Source organism: Desulfovirgula thermocuniculi DSM 16036 (genome assembly GCF_000429345.1).
GTDB lineage: Bacteria > Bacillota > Desulfotomaculia > Desulfotomaculales > Desulfovirgulaceae > Desulfovirgula > Desulfovirgula thermocuniculi.
The window spans coordinates 1-18,686 of the sequence record NZ_AUBR01000018.1 but is presented as its reverse complement, the minus strand read 5'-3'; the positions used below and the strand labels follow the sequence as shown (position 1 = coordinate 18,686).

Below are 18,686 nucleotides of genomic sequence, written 5' to 3'. Positions count from 1 at the left end.
CCACCCTGGAAGACCACGGCAGCCCGGCGGCGGCACCGGTGGCGGCGCTATTTGTCGTCCTTGATCCTGTAATCGGCGTCCACCACTTTTTCGCCCTGCGGGCCGCCCGTGCCGCCTGCCTGGGCCTTTTGCTGGTAAAGGAGGGCCGAAAGCTCGTACAGCGGCCTGGTCAGCTCGTCAATGCGGGCCTTAATGGCCTGCATGTCCTTGCCCTTGAGGGCTTCTTTGAGCCTCTCCACCGCCGACCTGACCTCTTCGGCCTTGCTGCGGTCAGCCTTATCCCCCAGCTCCCGCAGGGTCTTTTCGGCCTGGTAAATCATGCTGTCCGCCTGGTTGCGTACCTCGGCCTCTTCCTTGCGGCGCCGGTCCTCTTCGGCAAACCTCTCCGCTTCTTTAATCATACGCTGGATTTCCTCTTCCGACAAGCGGGAGCTGCCGCTGATGGTGATGCTCTGCTCCTTGCCCGTCCCCAGGTCCTTGGCCGAAACGTGCACGATACCGTTAACGTCAATGTCGAACTTGACCTCGATTTGCGGGACACCCCGCGGGGCCGGCGGAATCCCCGTAAGCAGGAAGCGGCCCAGGCTCTTATTGTCGGCGGCCATGGGGCGCTCTCCCTGCAGCACGTGGATCTCCACCGTGGTCTGGCCGTCGGCGGCGGTGGTGAAAATCTGGCTCTTGGAGGTGGGAATGGTGGTGTTGCGCGGGATGATCACCGTAAAGACGCCGCCTAAGGTTTCAATGCCCAGGGAAAGGGGCGTCACGTCCAGAAGGAGCACGTCCTTAACCTCGCCGGCCAGCACAGCCGCCTGAATGGCCGCCCCTATGGCCACGCACTCGTCCGGGTTGATGCCCTTGTAAGGCTCCTTGCCCAGGTACCTGCGGATGGCCTCCTGCACCGCCGGGATGCGCGTGGAGCCGCCCACCAGGAGGACCTTGTGGATGTCTTTCGGCTCCAGGCCGGCATCGGCCAGGGCCTGGCGCACGGGCCCCATGGTTGCCTCCACCAGGTCGGCGGTAAGCTCCTCAAACTTGGCCCGCGTGAGGGTCCTCTCCAGGTGCTTGGGACCGCTGGCGTCGGCGGCAATGAAGGGCAGGCTGATGGTGGTGGTGGTAACGCTGGAAAGCTCTATTTTGGCCTTCTCCGCCGCCTCCTTCAAGCGCTGCATGGCCATGCGGTCGCCCCGGAGGTCTATGCCCGTCTCCCGCCGGAACTCCTCGATGAGCCAGTCCATGATGCGCTGGTCGAAATCGTCGCCGCCCAGGCGGTTGTTCCCGCTGGTGGCCTTAACCTCAAACACGCCGTCGCCCAGCTCCAAGATGGAGACGTCAAAAGTGCCCCCGCCCAGGTCGTAGACCAGGATGGTCTGGTCCTCTTCCTTATCCAGCCCGTAGGCCAGGGCCGCGGCGGTGGGCTCGTTAATGATGCGCAGTACCTCCAGGCCGGCAATCCGCCCGGCATCCTTGGTGGCCTGCCGCTGGGCGTCCGTAAAGTAGGCGGGGACGGTAATCACCGCCTTTTCGATTTTCTCTCCCAGGTAGGCCTCCGCATCGGCCTTGAGCTTTTGCAGGATCATGGCGGAAATTTCCTGGGGAGTATATTCCTTATCATCAATCCTTACCTTGTAATTGGAGCCCATGTGCCGCTTGATGGACAAGATCGTGCGTTCGGGGTTGATGATGGCCTGGCGCTTGGCCGCCTGTCCTACCAGGCGCTCCCCGTCTTTAGTAAAGGCCACCACCGAGGGGGTAGTGCGCCCGCCTTCGGCGTTGGGTATGACGACCACTTCGCCGCCTTCCATGATGGCCATGCAGGAGTTGGTGGTGCCGAGATCTATCCCAATAACCTTGCCCATTTAGTTTTCGACCTCCTTACCGTTACCGCTGTTTTGACCGTCTTCCTGCCCGGCCTCCAAACCCGCGCCGGGCCGGGATACCGCCCGGGCCACCTTCACCAGGGCCGGTCGCAACAACCGGTCCTTGTAGTAGTAGCCACGGCGGAGTTCCGCAATGACCGTGTTATCGGGGTAGGCATCCGTTTCCTCCCGCATGAGAACCTCGTGCTTTTGCGGGTCAAAAGGCTCGTTGAGCGCCGGCACGGGCGCCAGGCCCTCTTTTTCCAGGATCTCCTTTAGCTGGCGGTAAATCATCTCGATGCCGGCAACCACCTGGGCCGGGTCCTCATCCTTAGCCGCCAGCGCGCGCTCAAAGTTATCCATTACCGGTAAAAGGGCCTCCACCAGTGGCATGGAGGCGTACCTCAACCATTCTTCCCGCTCGCGGTTGACGCGGCGGCGGAAATTCTCGAAGTCCGCCTGCACCCGGGCCAGCCGGTGAAAATAGGCCTCCGCCAGGGCGGCCTGTTCCGCCAGGCGCTTCTCCAGCTCTTCCACCCGTGCGGCCAGGTCGGCTGGCGGCTGCTTCGGCTCTGCTTCCGGCCCGGCAGCAGGTTCCGCCGGAGAACGGGCGGCGGGTTCCTCCGGCTCCGGAGCACGGGTGGCCGCTTCCTCTTCCCCCACCGCCCCGGGTTCAGGGACCGGCAGTTCTCTCCTCTCCTCCATCCCCTTCACCTCTTTTCACCCTCGCCCGATTCCTTTTCTTCCCGCTTTTTAATAATGGTATCTATGCGCAGGATGGCCTCGGCAATCTCACCGGCTGCCTTAAAGGCGTGCGTCTTTACCAGCAGCGGGTCGACCACTCCCAGCTCAAACATATCCGCCACCTGCCCCGTGTCGCAGTCTATGGCCAGGGCCTCGTTGCCGGTCTCCGCCTGGGCGGCCATCACATCGCCGAGCTTTTCCAGGGGATTAAAGCCGGCATTGGCCACGATCTGGGCCAGGGGCCGCTTCAGGGCTTCCACCACGCAGTCCACGCCGTAGACGGACATGCCGCGCATGGTAGTCTTAATCTTTTCCACTTCCCGGGCCACGGCCACTTCCAGGGCCCCTCCCCCGGGAACCACTCCGCCCTTCAGGGCCGCCTGGACGGCGGAAGCGGCATCCTTGGCAATGCGCTCCCTTTCCCCCACCACTTCTGCCGTAGCCGCCCCGACCAGCACGGTGGCCATGGGCTTGCCGCCGCCCTCCATGACCCACACCTGCTCCAACTTCTCATCATGAAAAACCCGGCGGCACGTTCCCAGGTACTGCCGGATCTGCTCCGGGCTTTTTTTGAGCCCGGTGCGCTTGATCATTCTGGCCCCCGTGTGCTCGGCGGCCCGCCGCAGCTCCTTGCTGGCCACCCGCTGCACGACCATTATGCCGGCGTCGGTAAGCATCTCCTCCGCTATATCGTCCACGCCGCGGTCCACCAGGACCAGCCCCACCCCCAGGTCGATGATCTTCTGCACGTTTTTACGGAACTGCTCCTGCAGTTCCATATAGCGGGCAAAGCCGGCCTCGGTGGCCAGCGCCTCTTCTTCCAGCTCTTCCGGCTCCAGGGCATCGTCGATGATCAGCACGGCGGCATTCTCCAGCTCTTTCGGCATCTGACGATTCATGGGCTCCTTGTTAATAATGACGCCCATGAAAACCTGGTTTTCCGCACCTTCCTCGGCTACCACGGTATCGGCAAAGCGAAAGTTGCGGTCCAGGAGCTTTTCGCGGCCAATCATCCTGGCCGCTTCCACCACCAGCCTGGCAATGTCCTCCTGTCCCCGTCCGGCAATTAAAGCCACGCGGTAGAGAAGGGGATCGTGCAGGTCCGCTACCAGCCTGGCCCTTTCCTCCATGGCCTGCAGCCCCCGCCGCACGCCCGCGCGTATGCCCTCAATTACCCGGGCCACCGGAACTCCCCGGGCCACCAATTCAACGCCGGCGCCTACCAGGGCGCCGGCCATTACGGTAGCCGTGGTGGTGCCGTCCCCTACCTCCTCTTCCTGGGCCTTGGCTATGTTAATAAGCATGCGGGCCGCCGGGTGATTGGCCTCCATGGTGGTGAGGATGGTTACCCCGTCGTTGGTAATAACCACCTCGCCGAATTTATCCACCAGCATGGTATCCAGTCCCTTGGGCCCCAACGTCCCCTCCACTGCCGAAGCCACGGCACGGATGGCATTGGCGTTGGTGACCAGGGCAGCCAGCTTTTCGTTAACCTCCGCGCCGCTTGAGGCCTGCTGTTTTAAGCTCAAAGCGTGCTCCCCCTTTAAAATTAGCCGAGTATTCTTTCCAGCGCCTGGGAAAGATTTTTGGTCAGGCACTCCACCACCGTAACCACCTTGGCATAATCCATGCGCGTGGGGCCCAGCACACCCAGAGTGCCCAGGGGGCGGCCTTTAAAGCTGTAGGTGGCCACGACCATACTGCACTCGCTCATTTGCTGGCAGCTGATTTCCCGCCCTATGCGGACGGTCACGCCCTCCTTGCCCACATCACTGGCCAGCAGGTTGCCCAGGAGGTCCTCCTGCTCCAAAATGCTCAGCAGCGTCTTGACCTTCTCCACATGGCGGAACTCGGGCTGGTTGAGGATGTTGAGCAGCCCGGTGAGGTAAACGCGGTTCTCCGAACCCCTCACCAGCGTATCGTGCAGCAACTCCATAACCAGCTCCAGGATACGCCTTTGTTTGGAAAGCTCAAAGTAAATTTCCTTTATCAGAGTAAGCCTGATGCTCTCCATGGGGCGCCCCTGGAGCTTGGCGTTGAGCACCGCCGAGATGGCCTCCAGGTCGGCGGCGGTAATGCCGCTGGGGATATCGATGATCCGGTGATGCACGGCGCCGCTGTCCATGATGGCCACCAGCATGGCCTGCTCGGCACCCATCTGCACCAGCTGGATGTGCTTGAAGCAACTGGCAGCCGCCTTGGGGGGCAGCACCACGGCGGCATACTGGGTGAGCTGGGAGAGAAGCTGGCCGGTGCGCTGGATGACCTCGCCCACATCCCGTACCTTTTGATGATAACTTTGCCGGACCAACTCCTCCTCCTCAGGGGTCAACTCCTGGCGCTTCATGAGGTAGTCCACGTAGTAGCGGTATCCCCTTTCGGAAGGAATTCGCCCGGCAGAGGTATGGGGCTGCTCGATATAGCCCATTTCCTCCAGGTCGGCCATCTCGTTCCTGATGGTGGCCGGGCTGATGCCCAGGCGGTACTTGCGCGCGATGGTACGGGACCCTACGGGCTCGGCGGTGGCAATGTAATCGGTAATTATGGCCAGCAGAATATTTTGCTTGCGGGGGTCCATTCTCATGGCCGTTCCTTCCCTTGTTAGCACTCTCACCTGTTGAGTGCTAAGCGATCCTTATTGATAAAAATAGCACCGGCAAAAATATTTGTCAAGGCAAGATGAACTCGCGGAAAACCATGTTGGCCAGGGGCAGGCCCCTGGAAGTTAAGCGTAAGTGACCGGAACTTATTTCCAGAAGGCCCCGGCGGCAAAGGGAGGCAATCTGCGGCGCAAACACTTCCAGGGGGTTTTTCCCGAAGCGCCGGGCAAAGCCCTCTAAACTTACCCCCTCTAAGAGGCGCAGGCCCAGAAACATAGCCTCCCCCATAAGGGCTTCTTCTGAAAGCTCCTCTTCTTCGCCGGCAGGCAGCTCACCGGCCTCCAGGCGCGCGCAGTATTCCTCCAGCGAGCACACATTGGCCCGGCGCCGGCGATCCAGGAAGGAATGGGCCGCCGGCCCCAGCCCGAGGTAGGGACGGTGTTCCCAGTAGGCCAGGTTGTGGCGGCAGCGAAAGCCGGGGCGGGCAAAGTTGGAAATTTCGTAATGTTCGTACCCGTTTTCCTTTAAAAAGGCTATGGCCTCCAGGTACATGGCCAGTTCCGTCTCTTCCTCACAGGGAGCCAGCCCGCCCCCCTGTATCCTCCGGGCCAGCGGTGTACCCTCTTCCACCTCGAGGGAATATGCGGAGATGTGTTCCGGCGCCAGGGCCAGGATTTCCTCCAAGCAACGCCGCCACTCGGGAAGAGTCTGGCCGGGAAGGGCAAAGATGAGGTCAACGTTCAGGTTGCTAAAGCCGACCTGCCGGGCCAGGAGCACCGCCTCAACCGCCTGGCGGAAGCCGTGCAGGCGACCCAGGAGGTCAAGGTGATGATCCTGGCAGGACTGCACCCCCAGGGAGAGGCGGTTTATCCCCGCCTCACGGAGCATTTTCAGCTTGGCCGCATCCACCGTGCCCGGGTTGGCCTCCACGGTGGCCTCTATGCCCAAAGGCCAGTCAAAATACCGGTGCAGGCCTTCCAGGATGTCCTCCAGGAGGCCCGCCGGCAGGCAGGTAGGTGTCCCCCCGCCCAGGTAGACGGTGGCCAGCTCCCTTTCCGGGGGAGCGAGCACTTCACCGCAAAGGGCCATTTCCTTTAGCAGGCAGTCGCGGTAGCGCCGCGCCGTTTCTTCTTCCAGGGGATAGGAGACAAAGTTGCAGTAGGCACACTTTTGAAGGCAAAAAGGCACGTGAACGTAAAGGCTGATGGCCACGCTTTTTCCCCCACAAACCCTCTTACTTCCTGTCTATGCTCAAGACGGCCATAAAAGCCTCCTGGGGTATTTCCACGTGGCCGATTTGCTTGAGGCGCTTTTTGCCTTCCTTTTGCTTTTCCAGAAGCTTTTTCTTTCTCGTCACGTCACCGCCGTAGCACTTGGCCAGGACGTCCTTGCGGCGGGCCTTGATGGTTTCGCGGGCAATGACGCGGCTGCCGATGGCCGCCTGCACGGGCACGTCAAAGAGCTGGCGCGGGATGAGTTCCCGCAGCCTTTCCACCAGCTGGCGCCCGCGGTAATAAGCCTTGTCGCGGTGCACAATGCAGGTCAGGGCGTCCACCGGTTCGCCGTTAATGAGGATGTCCAACTTGACCAGGTCGCTCTCGCGGTAACCCAGAAATTCGTAGTCCAGGGAAGCGTAACCGCGCGTGCGCGACTTGAGCTGGTCGAAAAAGTCAAAGATGATTTCCGCCAGAGGGAGTTCATAAACCAGCATGACGCGGTTTTCCCCCATATATTCCATGTGCTTAAAGCTGCCCCGCCTTTCCTGGGCCAGCTCCATTACCGTTCCCACGTAATCCTTGGGCATCATGATGGTCGCCGTCACGTAGGGCTCTTCCATCCTGGCAATTTTGGACGGCGGCGGCATCTTGGTGGGGTTATCAATATAGAGCTCTTCGCCGGCGGTGGTCACGATGCGGTAAACCACGTTTGGGGCGGTGGTGATGAGGTTGAGGTTGTACTCCCGCTCCAGGCGCTCCTGGATGATTTCCATGTGCAAAAGCCCGAGAAAACCGCAGCGAAAGCCCATGCCCAGGGCCTCAGAAGTCTCCGGCTCGTAGACCAGGGAGGCATCGTTGAGCTTTAGCTTTTCCAGGGCCTCTCTGAGGTCTTCGTAGTCCCCGGTATCCACGGGATAGAGGCCGCAAAAGACCATGGGCTTGACCTGCCGGTAGCCGGGCAGGGGAACGGCAGCGGGGCGCGCGGCCTCCGTAATGGTGTCCCCCACCCGCGTGTCGCGCACATTTTTTATTCCCGCCGCCACATAACCCACCTGGCCGGTTTCCAGCCTGCCCACCGGGGTCATGGCCGGCTTAAAAATGCCCACCTCGCTGACCAAAAACTCCTTGCCGGTGGACATGAGCCTAATGCCCATCCCCTCCCGCAGGGAGCCGTCCACCACCTTGACATAGGCAATGACGCCCTTGTAGGGGTCGTAGTGGGAATCAAAGATGAGCGCCCGCAACGGCGCGGCGGGATCCCCGCCGGGAGGCGGGATGCGCCGCACAATGGCCTCCAGCAGTTCCTTAATGCCGATCCCTAGCTTCGCCGAAACCAGCAGGGCTTCGGAGGCGTCGAGCCCGATAACCTCCTCGATCTCCTTTTTCACCCTCTCCGGGTCGGCGTTGGGCAGATCAATCTTATTAATAACCGGTATGATTTCCAGGTTATGATCAATGGCCATGTAAACGTTGGCCAATGTCTGGGCCTCAATGCCCTGCACGGCATCCACCACCAGCAGGGCACCCTCACAGGCGGCCAGGCTGCGGGAAACCTCGTAAGAAAAGTCTACGTGGCCGGGAGTGTCAATGAGGTTGAGCTGGTACTCCAGCCCGTCGTCGGCCCGGTAAGTGAGCCGCACGGCCTGGGCCTTAATGGTAATGCCCCGCTCCCGCTCGAGGTCCATCTGGTCCAGGACCTGCTCCACCATCTCGCGGGGACTGATGGCGCCGGTGAACTCCAGGAGGCGGTCGGCCAAAGTGGATTTGCCGTGATCTATATGAGCAATGATGCAGAAGTTGCGAATCAGCTCCCTTTTCATCCCTACCACCGTCCGCTTACCTGCGCGTTTCATTATAGCATCAAACTGGGGTGCTGAAAAGGGAGCTTTCCGGAAAGCGGGAGGGCAGCACCTGCCGTCCCAAGTTTAAAGCGTCCCGGGCGGGGTACCCCCGGCCTGCACAAGCTCCTTGACCACTTCCCCCATCACGTCGGCCAAAAGCCTGGCCGCTTCCACCGCCTCTTCCAGGGTGTTGTTGGTGCTGCCGATCTCCACCAGCAGGGCCCGGGGGTGCAGGAACTGGTTGTAGCGTCCTTCCTTAACCCGCACTCCCTGGCAGAAGCCGGGGTACTTCTTGTTTAAGGCCGCCGCCAGCAACTGGGCAAACTGCTCGTTTTGCCGCCAGGTGGGAAAGGCAGCGCGGGCATCCGAACCCACCACTATCAGCACGGTAGCCACATTTTTGCCGTTTACCTTAACCACACAGTCCTCCCGGGGCTTACCCGCATCCCGGTGAACGTCCAGGAGCACCTCCACCTCGGGGTGTTCCGCCAGGACCTGCCTGACGGTCTTTTCCGACTCCAGGTAAGACTGCCCGTAATCCCGGTCGTGGATTTTCTTTATGTGCAGGGTGGGTATGCCGTATTTTTGCTCCAGCTCCCGGCACAGCGCCTCCCCGGCTCTCACCACCCCCCCTTCTTTCCCATCCAGGCGGGGCACCCCGTCGCTGAGCTGGTAGGTTTCCCCGGTGTGGGTGTGGTAGACGGCCACCAGGCAACCTTTGGGCTGCTGCACGGGAGGGGATACAGGAGGAGCGCTCTCCCCGGGCATCCCGTTCTCTTCCTTTATAAGGGAAAAGAGGGCGTTTTGCAGCGAAAGGAACCCGCGGGGGTCGCCAAGGGGAACGGCCCGCCAAATGCTTTTCCCCAAAAGGTTACCTGCTCCCTCCTGCTCCTCCTGGAAAGCAAAAGCCGGCATGGCCACCCGCAGGAGCCACAGGAGATCGCCTTTTAAAAAGAGCAGGCGTTCCGGGAAAAACAAGAGGCCCGCGCAGATGGCCATTACGGCAGCCGCCAGCCGCCACAGGGACATACTGCGGGCGAGCCTTGTCCAAAACAGACGCGAGCGCAAGCGGTAGCGGTAAAAAACCCGGTGCATTAAAATACCCCTCCCCGGCTGCCCCTTACCATACATATGCCCGGGAGGGGAATCCTATGAAGGGCCCTGCTAGCGCAACACGGTAGGCACCACGGCATCTATGAGTCCAATGATGAAGGCGGCAATGAGGGCGCCTACAATGTTGACGCTGAGCAGGTTGGGGATGATGAACTGGGCCAGGTAAATGACCACGGCGGCGGTAATGAAGCCGACCAGGCCACGGCTATGAGGGGAAACCCGCTCACCCAGCAGGGCCTCCACAACGTAGCCAAGCACGGCTATAACCACGGCGGCAATTAACGCCCCCACAAAGCCCCCGCGCACCACAAAGCCCGGGGAAAGCCAGCTGACCACCATGAGCACCAGTGCCGAAACCACAAAGCGTATCAGCACTCCTAGCCAGTTGGCCGTATTCACCTGGACTTCACCTCCTTCCCTCAAAGCTTAGCTTTCACATTTTTGGCACGGCTTATACTAAAAAATCCAAGGGGGCCGTGCCAAAGCAAAGGGAGCCGGGTAGACTCCCGGCCCCCGCCCGTCCCCTACAGGAGGCGCCTTCTTCTCTTCCACCTGCGCAGGCCGCCCAATCCCTTCAGGCCACCCCGCAAGAGGCCGGAAAGGGCCACGCCGGCTCCCAGCACCCGCAGGCCGGCGTTTTTGGCCAAAAGGGCCAGCACGGTGCCGCCCACCAGCCTGGCCGCCTGCTCGAGGTTCCTTTCGCGCCGTTTCATTTTGCCCATCACCCCCTACTTATTGTTCCCGAAAAGTCAAGCCCACATCATGCCGCTTTGGCGGTACTCCATCGTTTCCTGCGGCACCACTTCTATACTCCGCGCCCAGCCGCACCCGGCAGTGCTCAAGTGGGGGCTATAGTGCTTTCCGACCAGCACCTCCTCTTCGGTGGTCGTGCCCCGAAATAATAAAGGCGACCGGTCTTATTTCCCGGTCGCCAGTCGTAAAATTACCCGCTAAACAGGTGAGCGTATCTTTCCCTTAAGACGCGCTTGCTGAACTTGCCCACGCTGGTCTTGGGTATCTCTTCCAGAAAGATGACCTCATCGGGCAACCACCACTTGGCCACCTTGCCGGAAAGGAAAGCCAGGATCTCCTCTTTACCTACCCTTCCGCGGAACTCCGGCTTTAACACCACGCAGGCCACAGGCCGCTCCTGCCACTTGGGGTGCGGCACGCCGATAACCGCCGCTTCTTGCACCGCCGGATGGGCCATAATGGTGTTTTCCAGGTCTACGGAGGAGATCCACTCCCCGCCGCTTTTCACCAGGTCCTTGGTGCGGTCCACAATGGCCACATAACCTTCTTCGTCAACAGTTACTATGTCCCCTGTGCGCAGCCACCCCCCTGCAAAAGCTTCCGCAGTGCGCTCCGGATCGCGGTAATACTCGCCCGCTATCCACGGCCCGCGCAACCAAAGCTCGCCCATCTCGCGCCCGTTCCACTGCACGTCTTCACCGCGCTCGTTGACCACCCTCATCTCCAGGCCCGGCACCAGCAGGCCCTGGCGAGCACGCGCGGCATATTTGCGCTCGCCGTCCCACTCCTGCATGTAGCTCTTCAGGCGGGAGGCCAACACCAGCGGGGTGGTCTCCGTCATGCCGTAAGCGTGCAGGATTGGAATGCCCAGGCGGTCGTAGGCCTCGATTAAAGACCGGGAAGCAGCTGAGCCACCCACCACTACGGCCCGCAGGCTCTGCCCGCTGTACTGCCCGGATTCGTAAAGAGGCAGGCAGCCCAACCATATGGTGGGCACCCCGGCGGCCAGGGTAACCTTTCTTTCTTGAATAAGCCTGCAGATCAGGTGGGGGTCGGGACGCGGCCCCGGGAGCACCTGTGTCGCTCCCACCATGGTGGCAGCAAACGGCAGGCCCCAGGCATTTACATGGAACATGGGGACTACCGGCATAATTACATCCTGCTCGCAGACGGCCAGGGTATCAACCATGCAGGCCGCCATGCTGTGCAAGACCAGGGCGCGGTGCGTGTAAACTACACCCTTTGGATTTCCCGTCGTGGCGGTGGTATAGCACATGGCCGCCGGCGTATATTCGTCCAAATCGCCCGGAAATTCATATGTTTCTGAAGAAGCGGAACTCAACAGGTCCTCGTAGGAATGAACCGGCTTGAGGTTGGTGGGCGGGAGGGCGCCGTCGGCCATGATCACGTAGTGGCGCACTGTGGCAAGTTTATCCGCTACCGCCTCGATCAGGGGCACCAGATCTTCATCAATGAACAACACCTCATCTTCGGCGTGGTTGATTATATAGGCAATCTGTTCGGGGAAAAGGCGGATGTTAATGGTGTGCAAGACGGCCCCGAAGCACGGCACGGCAAAATACAGCTCTAGGTGCCGGTGGTTGTTCCAGGCAAAGGTTCCCACGCGCGCTCCCCTTTTTACACCGAGCTCCTTCAATACCCAGGCCAGTCGGCACACGCGGTGGTAAAAGTCGCGGTAGGTGTACTCTTTCTCGCCCCCAAAAGTGCGCGAGTAAATCGCCTTGCGAGAGTAATACTTTAAAGCGCGCTCGAGAACCGACTTTAACAACAAGTTGTAGCGCATCATCCCGCCTCTGCACCTCCTGCCGCAGGCTAGTTGTACCGGTAAAATCCACGGCCCGTCTTACGGCCCAGGTGGCCAGCCCTCACCATCTTGCGCAGGAGAGGAGCGGGGCGGTACTTAGAATCGCCGGTTTCCCGGTAAAGGGTTTCCATGACCATGAGCAGCACGTCCAGGCCAATTAAATCCGCCAGGGCCAGCGGGCCGATGGGGTGATTGGCCCCCAGCTTCATCCCCTTGTCGATATCCTCGGCAGAAGCAATGCCCTCCTGGAGCACGAAAATGGCCTCATTGATCATGGGCACCAGGATGCGGTTAACCACGAAGAGAGGAGCTTCCTTGACCGTGATGACCGTCTTGCCCATCTTTTCGCACACTTTTACGGCCAGGCTGTACGTCTCATCGGAAGTTTCCTCTCCCCGAATTACCTCCACCAGTTGCATAACAGGCACGGGGTTAAAGAAGTGGGTGCCGATGACCTTATCCGGACGCCGCGTGGCGGAAGCCATTTCGGTTATGGACAGGCCCGAGGTATTGGAGCAGAAAACTGCCTCCGGGCGGCAGATCTGGTCCAGCTCTTTAAAGAGGGCTTTTTTCTTTTCGATGTCCTCAACAATGGCTTCGATGACCAGATCAACGCCCTCCATGCCGGAATACCCCGTGACGGTTTCAATCCTCCCCAGGACCTCTTCCACGCTTCCCCTCAGCTTCCCCTTTGCGGCCAGGCGCTCAAGGCTCTCCCTGATGCGGCTCAGGGCCTTTTCCACTATTTCCGGCGCAACGTCGGAGAGGATAACCTTGAAGCCGGCTGCGGCGGCCACCTGGGCGATTCCCGCCCCCATAGTTCCCGCTCCCACTACGGCAATGGTCTTAACTTCCATCCTCTCACCCCTTCGCAAAAAATTACTGCTTGCCGGCAAAAAAGTCCCGGTACGTAACCCGCAAGTCCCTCTTGAGGATCTTCCCGCTGGGCGTTTTGGGCAACTGCTCCACAAAGATCACCCCTTTGGGCACCTTAAATGGAGCCAGGTGTTCCCGGCAAAGGGCCATTATCTCCTCTTCCGTAGCCTTTTCGCCCGGCTTTAAGACTACCACCGCCGTAACCGCTTCAATCCACTTTTCGTGAGGCAGCCCGATAACGGCCACCTCGGACACCGCCGGGTGCTTGTAAATAACCTCCTCCACCTCCCGGCTGGAGACATTTTCCCCACCCGTTTTAACCATGTCTTTTTTGCGGTCCACCACGGTAATGAAACGGTCCTCGTCCATAACGCCTACATCCCCGCTGTGGAACCAGCCGTGGGCCAGTGTCTCTTCTGTCTTCTCCGGCTCTTTGAAGTACATGAGCATGACGTGAGGACCCCGGCCGCATATCTCCCCCGGCACGCCGGGTTGTAATATGGGCCGGTGCTCTTCATCCTCCAGGCGGGTCTCCATATTCAGCCCTCCCTGGCCGGCAGAACCCGGCTTGGTGAACTGGTAAGCCGGTTTAAGAATGGTGTGGTAGGGGCTCAGCTCGGTCTGCCCGTAGTAATTGTAGAAGCGGCGACAGTTGGGCAGGCGGGACATGAGTTCTTTTAAGACTTCTACCGGCATAATGGAGGCGCCGTAATAGCCTTTGCGGAGGGAACTGAGGTCGTACCGGCCAAAATCTGGGTGCCTTAAAAGGGCAATCCAAACCGTAGGGGCAGCAAAGAACATGGTGGCGCGGTATTTCTCGATGGCGGCCATTATCTCCACGGGGTTGGGCTGGAGGAGCAAAACATTGGTGCCGCCCACCATAAGCACGGGAGTCAGGAAAACGTCCCGCTGCGCACAGTGGAAAATGGGCATGGCGTTAACGTTGATGTCTTCGGGCGTGTATTCGCCGTCCACAATAGTTCCGACGTATTGGGCAATTAGCGACTGATTGGTTAAAATGACTCCTTTGGGAAGAGCTTCTGTGCCGCTCGTGTAGGTCATCTGCACGGGATCCTCGATGCGCAGCTCCACATCCGGCTCACGGGGAGGGTACTGGCTGTACCAGGCGTTAAAATCCAGAAAACCTTCGGGGGCTCTCTCGCCCCGCCCCTGATCGGACCAGATAAAAGTCTTCACCCCGGGCATATCGGCAAGCACATCTTTGACCATGTCGTAAAGAGCGTCTTCCACGATAAATACCTTGCTCTCCGAGTGGTTAATGCAGTAGGTAACATCCTTGCCGCGCAGGAGGTAATTGATGGCCAAATATATGCCCCCTGCCTTGGCCGTACCCAGCCACGCTAACACATGGTGGATGGTGTTATGGGCCAGCACGGCCACGCGGTCGTACTTTTGCAGGCCCAGGTCTAAAAGGGCGTTGGCCACCCGGTTGCACTCTTCCTCCAGCTGGGCGTAGGTGAGCACTTTATCGCCAAAGATAAGAGCCGGCTTGTCCGGGTAGCGGTAGGCGCTGCGCCGCACAAGGTCGGCAATGACCCAGCGGTTTATGCGGTTATAGCGCCGGTGCAGGAACTCGACGCTTTCTCTGGTAATAGACATGTACATTTTCCTTTCTTCCTCGGTAAGCGGCGCAACAAAGGACATTTTGCTTGGCACCCCCTCATTTCCCCAGCAGGCTGCGGGCAATCACCAGCTTTTGAATCTGGTTGGTGCCTTCATAAATCTGCGTAATCTTGGCGTCGCGCATCATCCTTTCCACGGGGTAATCCTTCGTGTAGCCGTAGCCGCCCAGAACCTGCACCGCGTCGGTGGTCACCTCCATGGCCACATCGGAAGCAAAAAGCTTGGCCATGGATGAATAGCGGCTGATCTCTTCTCTGGAGGCTCCTCCTTTTTGCACCGCACTTTCAATAAAGAAAGCAGCTTTATACACCAGCTGGCGGGCGGCCTCCACTTTGGTGGCCATCTCGGCCAGCATAAACTGGATGCCCTGGAAGGAAGCTATTGCCTGCCCGAACTGCACGCGGTTTTTGGCGTAACCCAGGGCGTAGTCCAGCGCACCCTGCGCAATGCCCAGGGCCTGGGCCCCCACCACTGGGCGGGTGCGGTCCAGTGTGGCCATGGCAATTTTAAAACCGTCTCCCTCCTTTCCCAGGAGATTTTCCTGCGGGACAGGGCAGTCCTCAAAGATTAACTCTGCCGTTGGAGAACCCCTCACACCCATTTTCCGCTCCTTGCGTCCCACGGAAAAACCAGGATAATCCTTTTCCACAATAAAGGCCGAAATCCCCTTTAAGCCCTTTTCCGGAGCAGTGGTGGCAAAGACAACGTAAACATCGGCAATGCCCCCGTTGGTAATAAAACACTTCCGGCCCGTAAGAACGTACTTATCGCCTTCCTTCCGGGCCCTGGTCCGAATGGAACCGGCATCGGAGCCGGCCTCCGGTTCGGTAAGGGCAAAGGCGCAGATCTTCTCCCCCCCGGCCAGCGGAGGAAGGTACTTTTGTTTTTGTTCCTCATTCCCCGCAATCAAAATGGGCATGAGTCCCAGTTCTTGGGCAGCGATGATGAGGGAGGCGGTGGCAGAAACCCGCGCGATCTCCTCGACAATGAGGCATACCCCCGGCAGGCCCTGGCCCGTACCGCCGTATTCTTCGGGCACCCCGGCACCTAAAAGGCCCTGCGCGGCAAATAGCTCCTTCAAATCCCACGGGTAGGCGTCTTCCTCGTCTATGGCCGCCGCCCTGGGCGCCACCTTTTCTTCGGCCAGCCGGCGCACAACCCGGCGCAGCATTTCTAAATCGTCCGGCAGCTGGTAGTACACCTTCCCCACCCCCTTAGCGTTCCCTTTCCAGGACCATGGCCATCCCCATGCCCCCGCCGACGCACAGGGCCGCTAGCCCCAGCCTCAGGTTGCGGCGGGCCATCTCGTAGAGCAGGGTCACCACTATGCGCGCCCCGGTACACCCTACGGGGTGGCCGAGGCCAACGCCGCTGCCGTTTACGTTGGTAATCTCCCGGTTTAAATCCAGGAGCTTTTCGCAGGCCAGGTACTGGGCGGCAAAGGCTTCGTTTAGCTCAATCAGCTCTATATCACCCAGGGTCAGGCCGGCTTTTTTAAGGGCCTTGCGCACGGCAGGCACAGGGCCGTAGCCCATGAGGTCGGGCTCAACCCCCGCCCAGGCAAAGCTCACAATGCGGGCCAGAGGGTTCAAACCGAGCTCCCGCGCTTTTTTGAGGGGCATGAGCATTACCGCCGCCGCCCCGTCGTTAATGCCGGAGGAGTTACCAGCCGTCACAGTGCCGTTTGGACGGAAAACGGGCGGTAGCTGGGCAAGTTTTTCCATGGTCACGTCGGCCCGGGGATGCTCGTCTCTATCTACGACCCTCGGCGGGCCCTTGCGCTGGGGCACGGCTACGGGAACAATCTCTTCTTTAAAGCGCCCTTCCTCAATGGCCCTTACGGCATTCAGGTGGCTGCGCAGGGCAATTTCATCCTGTTCCTCGCGGGAAATGCCGTACTTCTCCGCCAGACGCTCGGCTGTTTCCCCCATAAGAATTTTGTGTATGGGATCGGTAAGCATTTCCCACAGGGCATCGGTCATCTCCCCGTGCTGCAGGCGCTGCCCCCAGCGTGCGCTCTTGAGCACGTAAGGGACGGCGCTCATGCACTCGGTCCCTCCGGCAATGACTATTTCGGCGTCCCCGGTGACGATTTCCTGGTAGCCGCTGATAATGGCCTGCATGCCCGAAGCGCACTGCCGCTGTACGGTAAAACCGGTGGTCTGCACCGGGAGGCCTGCCACCAGGGCAGCCGTGCGGGCCACATTGGGTTCGTCGGAGCGCTGGGCGCAGTTGCCCAGGATGACCTCGTCCACCATTTCCCCGGTAACCCCGGTGCGGCGCAAAAGCTCCTGAATTACGGGCACGGCCAGCTGGTGGGGAAGCATGTCCCGGAAGGCCCCGCCGAAATCGCCTATGGCCGTGCGGGCCGCAGCGACGATGACTACCTCGTCCAAGGAGTATCATCTCCTTTACGAAGAATCTACGCTTGGCGTGACTTCATCTTTTTCAATATTTAACAACAGCTCGAGGTTCTCCCCATATGTTCTGGTAAGCAAATTCATGAATCGATCGGCTATCTTAGCCAAGTAAATATCATGTCTTATGTAGTTGGTTATAACGCGGATTACCGCCCGGTTTGTCGTCCAAAATCCCTCCCACTCACGTCCGGACACTTGGCTCATTAAAAATCCAAAGCTCTTATCTGATACAATTAGCATCTCTGAACCATGACGTGCGTAAACAGAAGGAATCATAACATGGCGGTATACTTTCCCAATGGGCCATGAAACATTTTGAGGATCGGGTCCAAACTGAATTATTACCACCGAGACGCCTTCAGCAGCAGCTTCCTTTAATTGCGGTGCAACATCTTCAGCCTGGGGAGTCCATATGGAAACTAATAAGGATTTTTGTGCAGATTTTATTACTTCTCGAGCTTTTTCTATTAATGCGGCATAACCATACAAATGCCAAATTACCTCTGCCGTAGATTCGGCTTCCAAGTGACTTAATTCGCATTCCAGCTCGTCCAGAATACGTTTCCAGTAAGCGCGCTGTGACATTATTAAGTCCCTTGCTGGCAAAGGCACGTAGCGCACGGGATCGTTTCCTACCTGTACAACCAAGCCCTTCCGCACCAATCGATTAAGGGTCTCATAAACGCGAGAGGCCGGAATCCCTGAAACACGGCTAACTTCATGGGCGTTTGCAGGATTTTGACGGAGCAGGGCTAGATAAGCTTTCGCTTCATACAACGAAAGCCCCAAAGCGGTCAGCAGTTCCAGTTGCCTCTCGGGCAAAAAGATACACCCCTGCCACACCTTAATAGCACTGATCTTTACTACAAGGGTAGTATATAGCATCACGAGCAAAGTGGTCAAGATTATTTCTAAATATTATGATTCGTCTTGCAATAATGTAAAGGCCAGGCTGATCATAGACATGGCAAAAGCCCTTGCAAATTCACCCGGCCCGTGATAAAATGAGGCGTGCTGGGAGGTGAAAGGGGTGCCCAATACCAAATCGGCGGCCAAAAAGCTGCGGGTCATCCGCCGGCGCACGCTGCGCAACAAGATGCTCAAGTCCGCCCTGCGTACCACCATTAAAAAGTACGAGAAGGCCATTGAAGCGGGCGCCAGCATAGAGGAGATCCGGGAGAAGCTGCGCCAGGCTTTACGGGCGCTGGATAAGGCGGTAAGCAAGGGCATTTTGCATAAAAACACCGCCGCGCGCAAGAAGTCGAGGCTGGCCAAGCGGTTTAACAAGCTGGTGAGCTAAGACGTGGCCAAAACCACCTTTTCCCAAGGTGGTTTTTTAATTACCCGCGGGGCCAAAAGGGGGGCCAAAATGATTAGCGTCAGCGAATTCGGTCCCGTCATCCGGTTTACCATGGCCCGCCTCCACGAAGGCAGGCCGGTTTACACGATGGCCTGCTACTACGTGGACGGGGTGCTCATTGACAGCGGCCCGGCGCACGTGGCGGAAGAGATCCCCGAAGTTTTTGCCTCCTATCCCGTGCGCACCGTCATCAACACCCACCACCACGAGGACCATATCGGAAACAATATCGTCTTCCAGAAGCTGTTCGGCACCGGCCCGGCCCTTGCCCACCCGCTGGCCGTGCCGCGCATCACCGCTCCCTCCACCTGGACTTCCCGCCTCCTCCCCTACCAGCACTTTGCCTGGGGGCTGCCGCCGGCGTCGGAAGCGGTGCCGATTCCCCAAAGCTTCGCCACCCCGCGGTACCGGTTCGTGGTTCTCCATACTCCGGGCCA

At 59.3% G+C, this 18,686-nt stretch carries 18 protein-coding genes; 2 read left to right on the top strand and 16 right to left on the bottom strand.

Annotated elements, in window-relative coordinates:
* Nucleotides 1-47: 47 nt before the first annotated feature.
* From dnaK to G454_RS20850, 16 genes are all read right to left on the bottom strand, one after another.
* Nucleotides 48-1,856 carry a molecular chaperone DnaK gene (dnaK, locus tag G454_RS0105880; RefSeq protein WP_027717868.1) on the bottom strand — a complete coding sequence of 603 codons (1,809 nt, stop codon included), beginning with the start codon at nt 1,854-1,856 and terminating at the stop codon, nt 48-50.
* Nucleotides 1,857-2,561: a nucleotide exchange factor GrpE gene (gene grpE, locus G454_RS17930; RefSeq protein WP_051275948.1), complete on the bottom strand. Its 705-nt coding sequence runs from the start codon at nt 2,559-2,561 to the stop codon at nt 1,857-1,859.
* A 5-nt stretch (nt 2,562-2,566) separates the two neighbouring features.
* Nucleotides 2,567-4,129: a TCP-1/cpn60 chaperonin family protein gene (locus tag G454_RS0105870; RefSeq protein ID WP_027717867.1), complete on the bottom strand. Its 1,563-nt coding sequence runs from the start codon at nt 4,127-4,129 to the stop codon at nt 2,567-2,569.
* A 20-nt stretch (nt 4,130-4,149) separates the two neighbouring features.
* Nucleotides 4,150-5,184, bottom strand: a complete 1,035-nt coding sequence (gene hrcA, locus G454_RS0105865; RefSeq protein ID WP_027717866.1) for a heat-inducible transcriptional repressor HrcA — start codon at nt 5,182-5,184, stop codon at nt 4,150-4,152.
* A gap of 85 nt (nt 5,185-5,269) precedes the next feature.
* A complete protein-coding gene (gene hemW / locus G454_RS0105860) occupies nt 5,270-6,412 on the bottom strand; it encodes a radical SAM family heme chaperone HemW (protein ID WP_027717865.1) in 1,143 nt (380 codons plus the stop codon).
* Between the two features lie 22 nt (nt 6,413-6,434).
* Nucleotides 6,435-8,237 carry a translation elongation factor 4 gene (gene lepA / locus G454_RS0105855; protein WP_027717864.1) on the bottom strand — a complete coding sequence of 601 codons (1,803 nt, stop codon included), beginning with the start codon at nt 8,235-8,237 and terminating at the stop codon, nt 6,435-6,437.
* Nucleotides 8,238-8,342: 105 nt separating this feature from the next.
* Nucleotides 8,343-9,353: a stage II sporulation protein P gene (gene spoIIP, locus G454_RS20305; RefSeq protein WP_051275944.1), complete on the bottom strand. Its 1,011-nt coding sequence runs from the start codon at nt 9,351-9,353 to the stop codon at nt 8,343-8,345.
* 69 nt (nt 9,354-9,422) lie between these two features.
* Nucleotides 9,423-9,770, bottom strand: a complete 348-nt coding sequence (locus G454_RS0105845; protein WP_027717863.1) for a phage holin family protein — start codon at nt 9,768-9,770, stop codon at nt 9,423-9,425.
* A 125-nt stretch (nt 9,771-9,895) separates the two neighbouring features.
* Entirely contained in the window at nt 9,896-10,084 is a 189-nt protein-coding gene (locus G454_RS0105840) for a hypothetical protein (RefSeq protein ID WP_156896681.1), read from the bottom strand.
* 36 nt (nt 10,085-10,120) lie between these two features.
* A complete protein-coding gene (locus tag G454_RS22580) occupies nt 10,121-10,243 on the bottom strand; it encodes a hypothetical protein (RefSeq protein ID WP_281168442.1) in 123 nt (40 codons plus the stop codon).
* Nucleotides 10,244-10,314: 71 nt separating this feature from the next.
* Nucleotides 10,315-11,931, bottom strand: coding sequence for a long-chain fatty acid--CoA ligase (locus G454_RS0105835; protein ID WP_027717861.1), 1,617 nt, complete (start codon nt 11,929-11,931; stop codon nt 10,315-10,317).
* Nucleotides 11,932-11,957: 26 nt separating this feature from the next.
* A complete protein-coding gene (locus G454_RS0105830; protein WP_027717860.1) occupies nt 11,958-12,806 on the bottom strand; it encodes a 3-hydroxybutyryl-CoA dehydrogenase in 849 nt (282 codons plus the stop codon).
* Between the two features lie 22 nt (nt 12,807-12,828).
* Nucleotides 12,829-14,490, bottom strand: coding sequence for an acyl-CoA synthetase (locus G454_RS0105825; protein ID WP_035107097.1), 1,662 nt, complete (start codon nt 14,488-14,490; stop codon nt 12,829-12,831).
* A 16-nt stretch (nt 14,491-14,506) separates the two neighbouring features.
* Nucleotides 14,507-15,670 carry an acyl-CoA dehydrogenase family protein gene (locus tag G454_RS0105820; protein WP_027717858.1) on the bottom strand — a complete coding sequence of 388 codons (1,164 nt, stop codon included), beginning with the start codon at nt 15,668-15,670 and terminating at the stop codon, nt 14,507-14,509.
* Nucleotides 15,671-15,683: 13 nt separating this feature from the next.
* Complete coding sequence (locus G454_RS0105815; protein ID WP_027717857.1) at nt 15,684-16,865, bottom strand: thiolase family protein; 1,182 nt, start codon at nt 16,863-16,865, stop codon at nt 15,684-15,686.
* 15 nt (nt 16,866-16,880) lie between these two features.
* Nucleotides 16,881-17,711: a TrmB family transcriptional regulator gene (locus tag G454_RS20850; protein WP_169719318.1), complete on the bottom strand. Its 831-nt coding sequence runs from the start codon at nt 17,709-17,711 to the stop codon at nt 16,881-16,883.
* 208 nt (nt 17,712-17,919) lie between these two features.
* On the opposite strand from G454_RS20850, the gene rpsT reads away from it, so the two are divergent.
* Entirely contained in the window at nt 17,920-18,189 is a 270-nt protein-coding gene (gene rpsT, locus G454_RS0105810) for a 30S ribosomal protein S20 (protein ID WP_027717856.1), read from the top strand.
* A gap of 69 nt (nt 18,190-18,258) precedes the next feature.
* Nucleotides 18,259-18,686: MBL fold metallo-hydrolase (locus tag G454_RS20845; RefSeq protein WP_156896679.1), on the top strand; the 428-nt coding region annotated here is incomplete at its 3' end.

Excerpts from the sequence above, each read along its gene's own strand:
- dnaK (WP_027717868.1), bottom strand. The coding sequence starts at position 1,856 with ATGGGCAAGGTTATTGGGATAGATCTCGGCACCACCAACTCCTGCATG.
- grpE (WP_051275948.1), bottom strand. The coding sequence starts at position 2,561 with ATGGAGGAGAGGAGAGAACTGCCGGTCCCTGAACCCGGGGCGGTGGGG.
- hrcA (WP_027717866.1), bottom strand. The coding sequence starts at position 5,184 with ATGAGAATGGACCCCCGCAAGCAAAATATTCTGCTGGCCATAATTACC.
- lepA (WP_027717864.1), bottom strand. The coding sequence starts at position 8,237 with ATGAAAAGGGAGCTGATTCGCAACTTCTGCATCATTGCTCATATAGAT.
- spoIIP (WP_051275944.1), bottom strand. The coding sequence starts at position 9,353 with ATGCACCGGGTTTTTTACCGCTACCGCTTGCGCTCGCGTCTGTTTTGG.
- G454_RS0105840 (WP_156896681.1), bottom strand. The coding sequence starts at position 10,084 with ATGAAACGGCGCGAAAGGAACCTCGAGCAGGCGGCCAGGCTGGTGGGC.
- G454_RS0105835 (WP_027717861.1), bottom strand. The coding sequence starts at position 11,931 with ATGATGCGCTACAACTTGTTGTTAAAGTCGGTTCTCGAGCGCGCTTTA.
- G454_RS0105830 (WP_027717860.1), bottom strand. The coding sequence starts at position 12,806 with ATGGAAGTTAAGACCATTGCCGTAGTGGGAGCGGGAACTATGGGGGCG.
- G454_RS0105825 (WP_035107097.1), bottom strand. The coding sequence starts at position 14,490 with ATGTCCTTTGTTGCGCCGCTTACCGAGGAAGAAAGGAAAATGTACATG.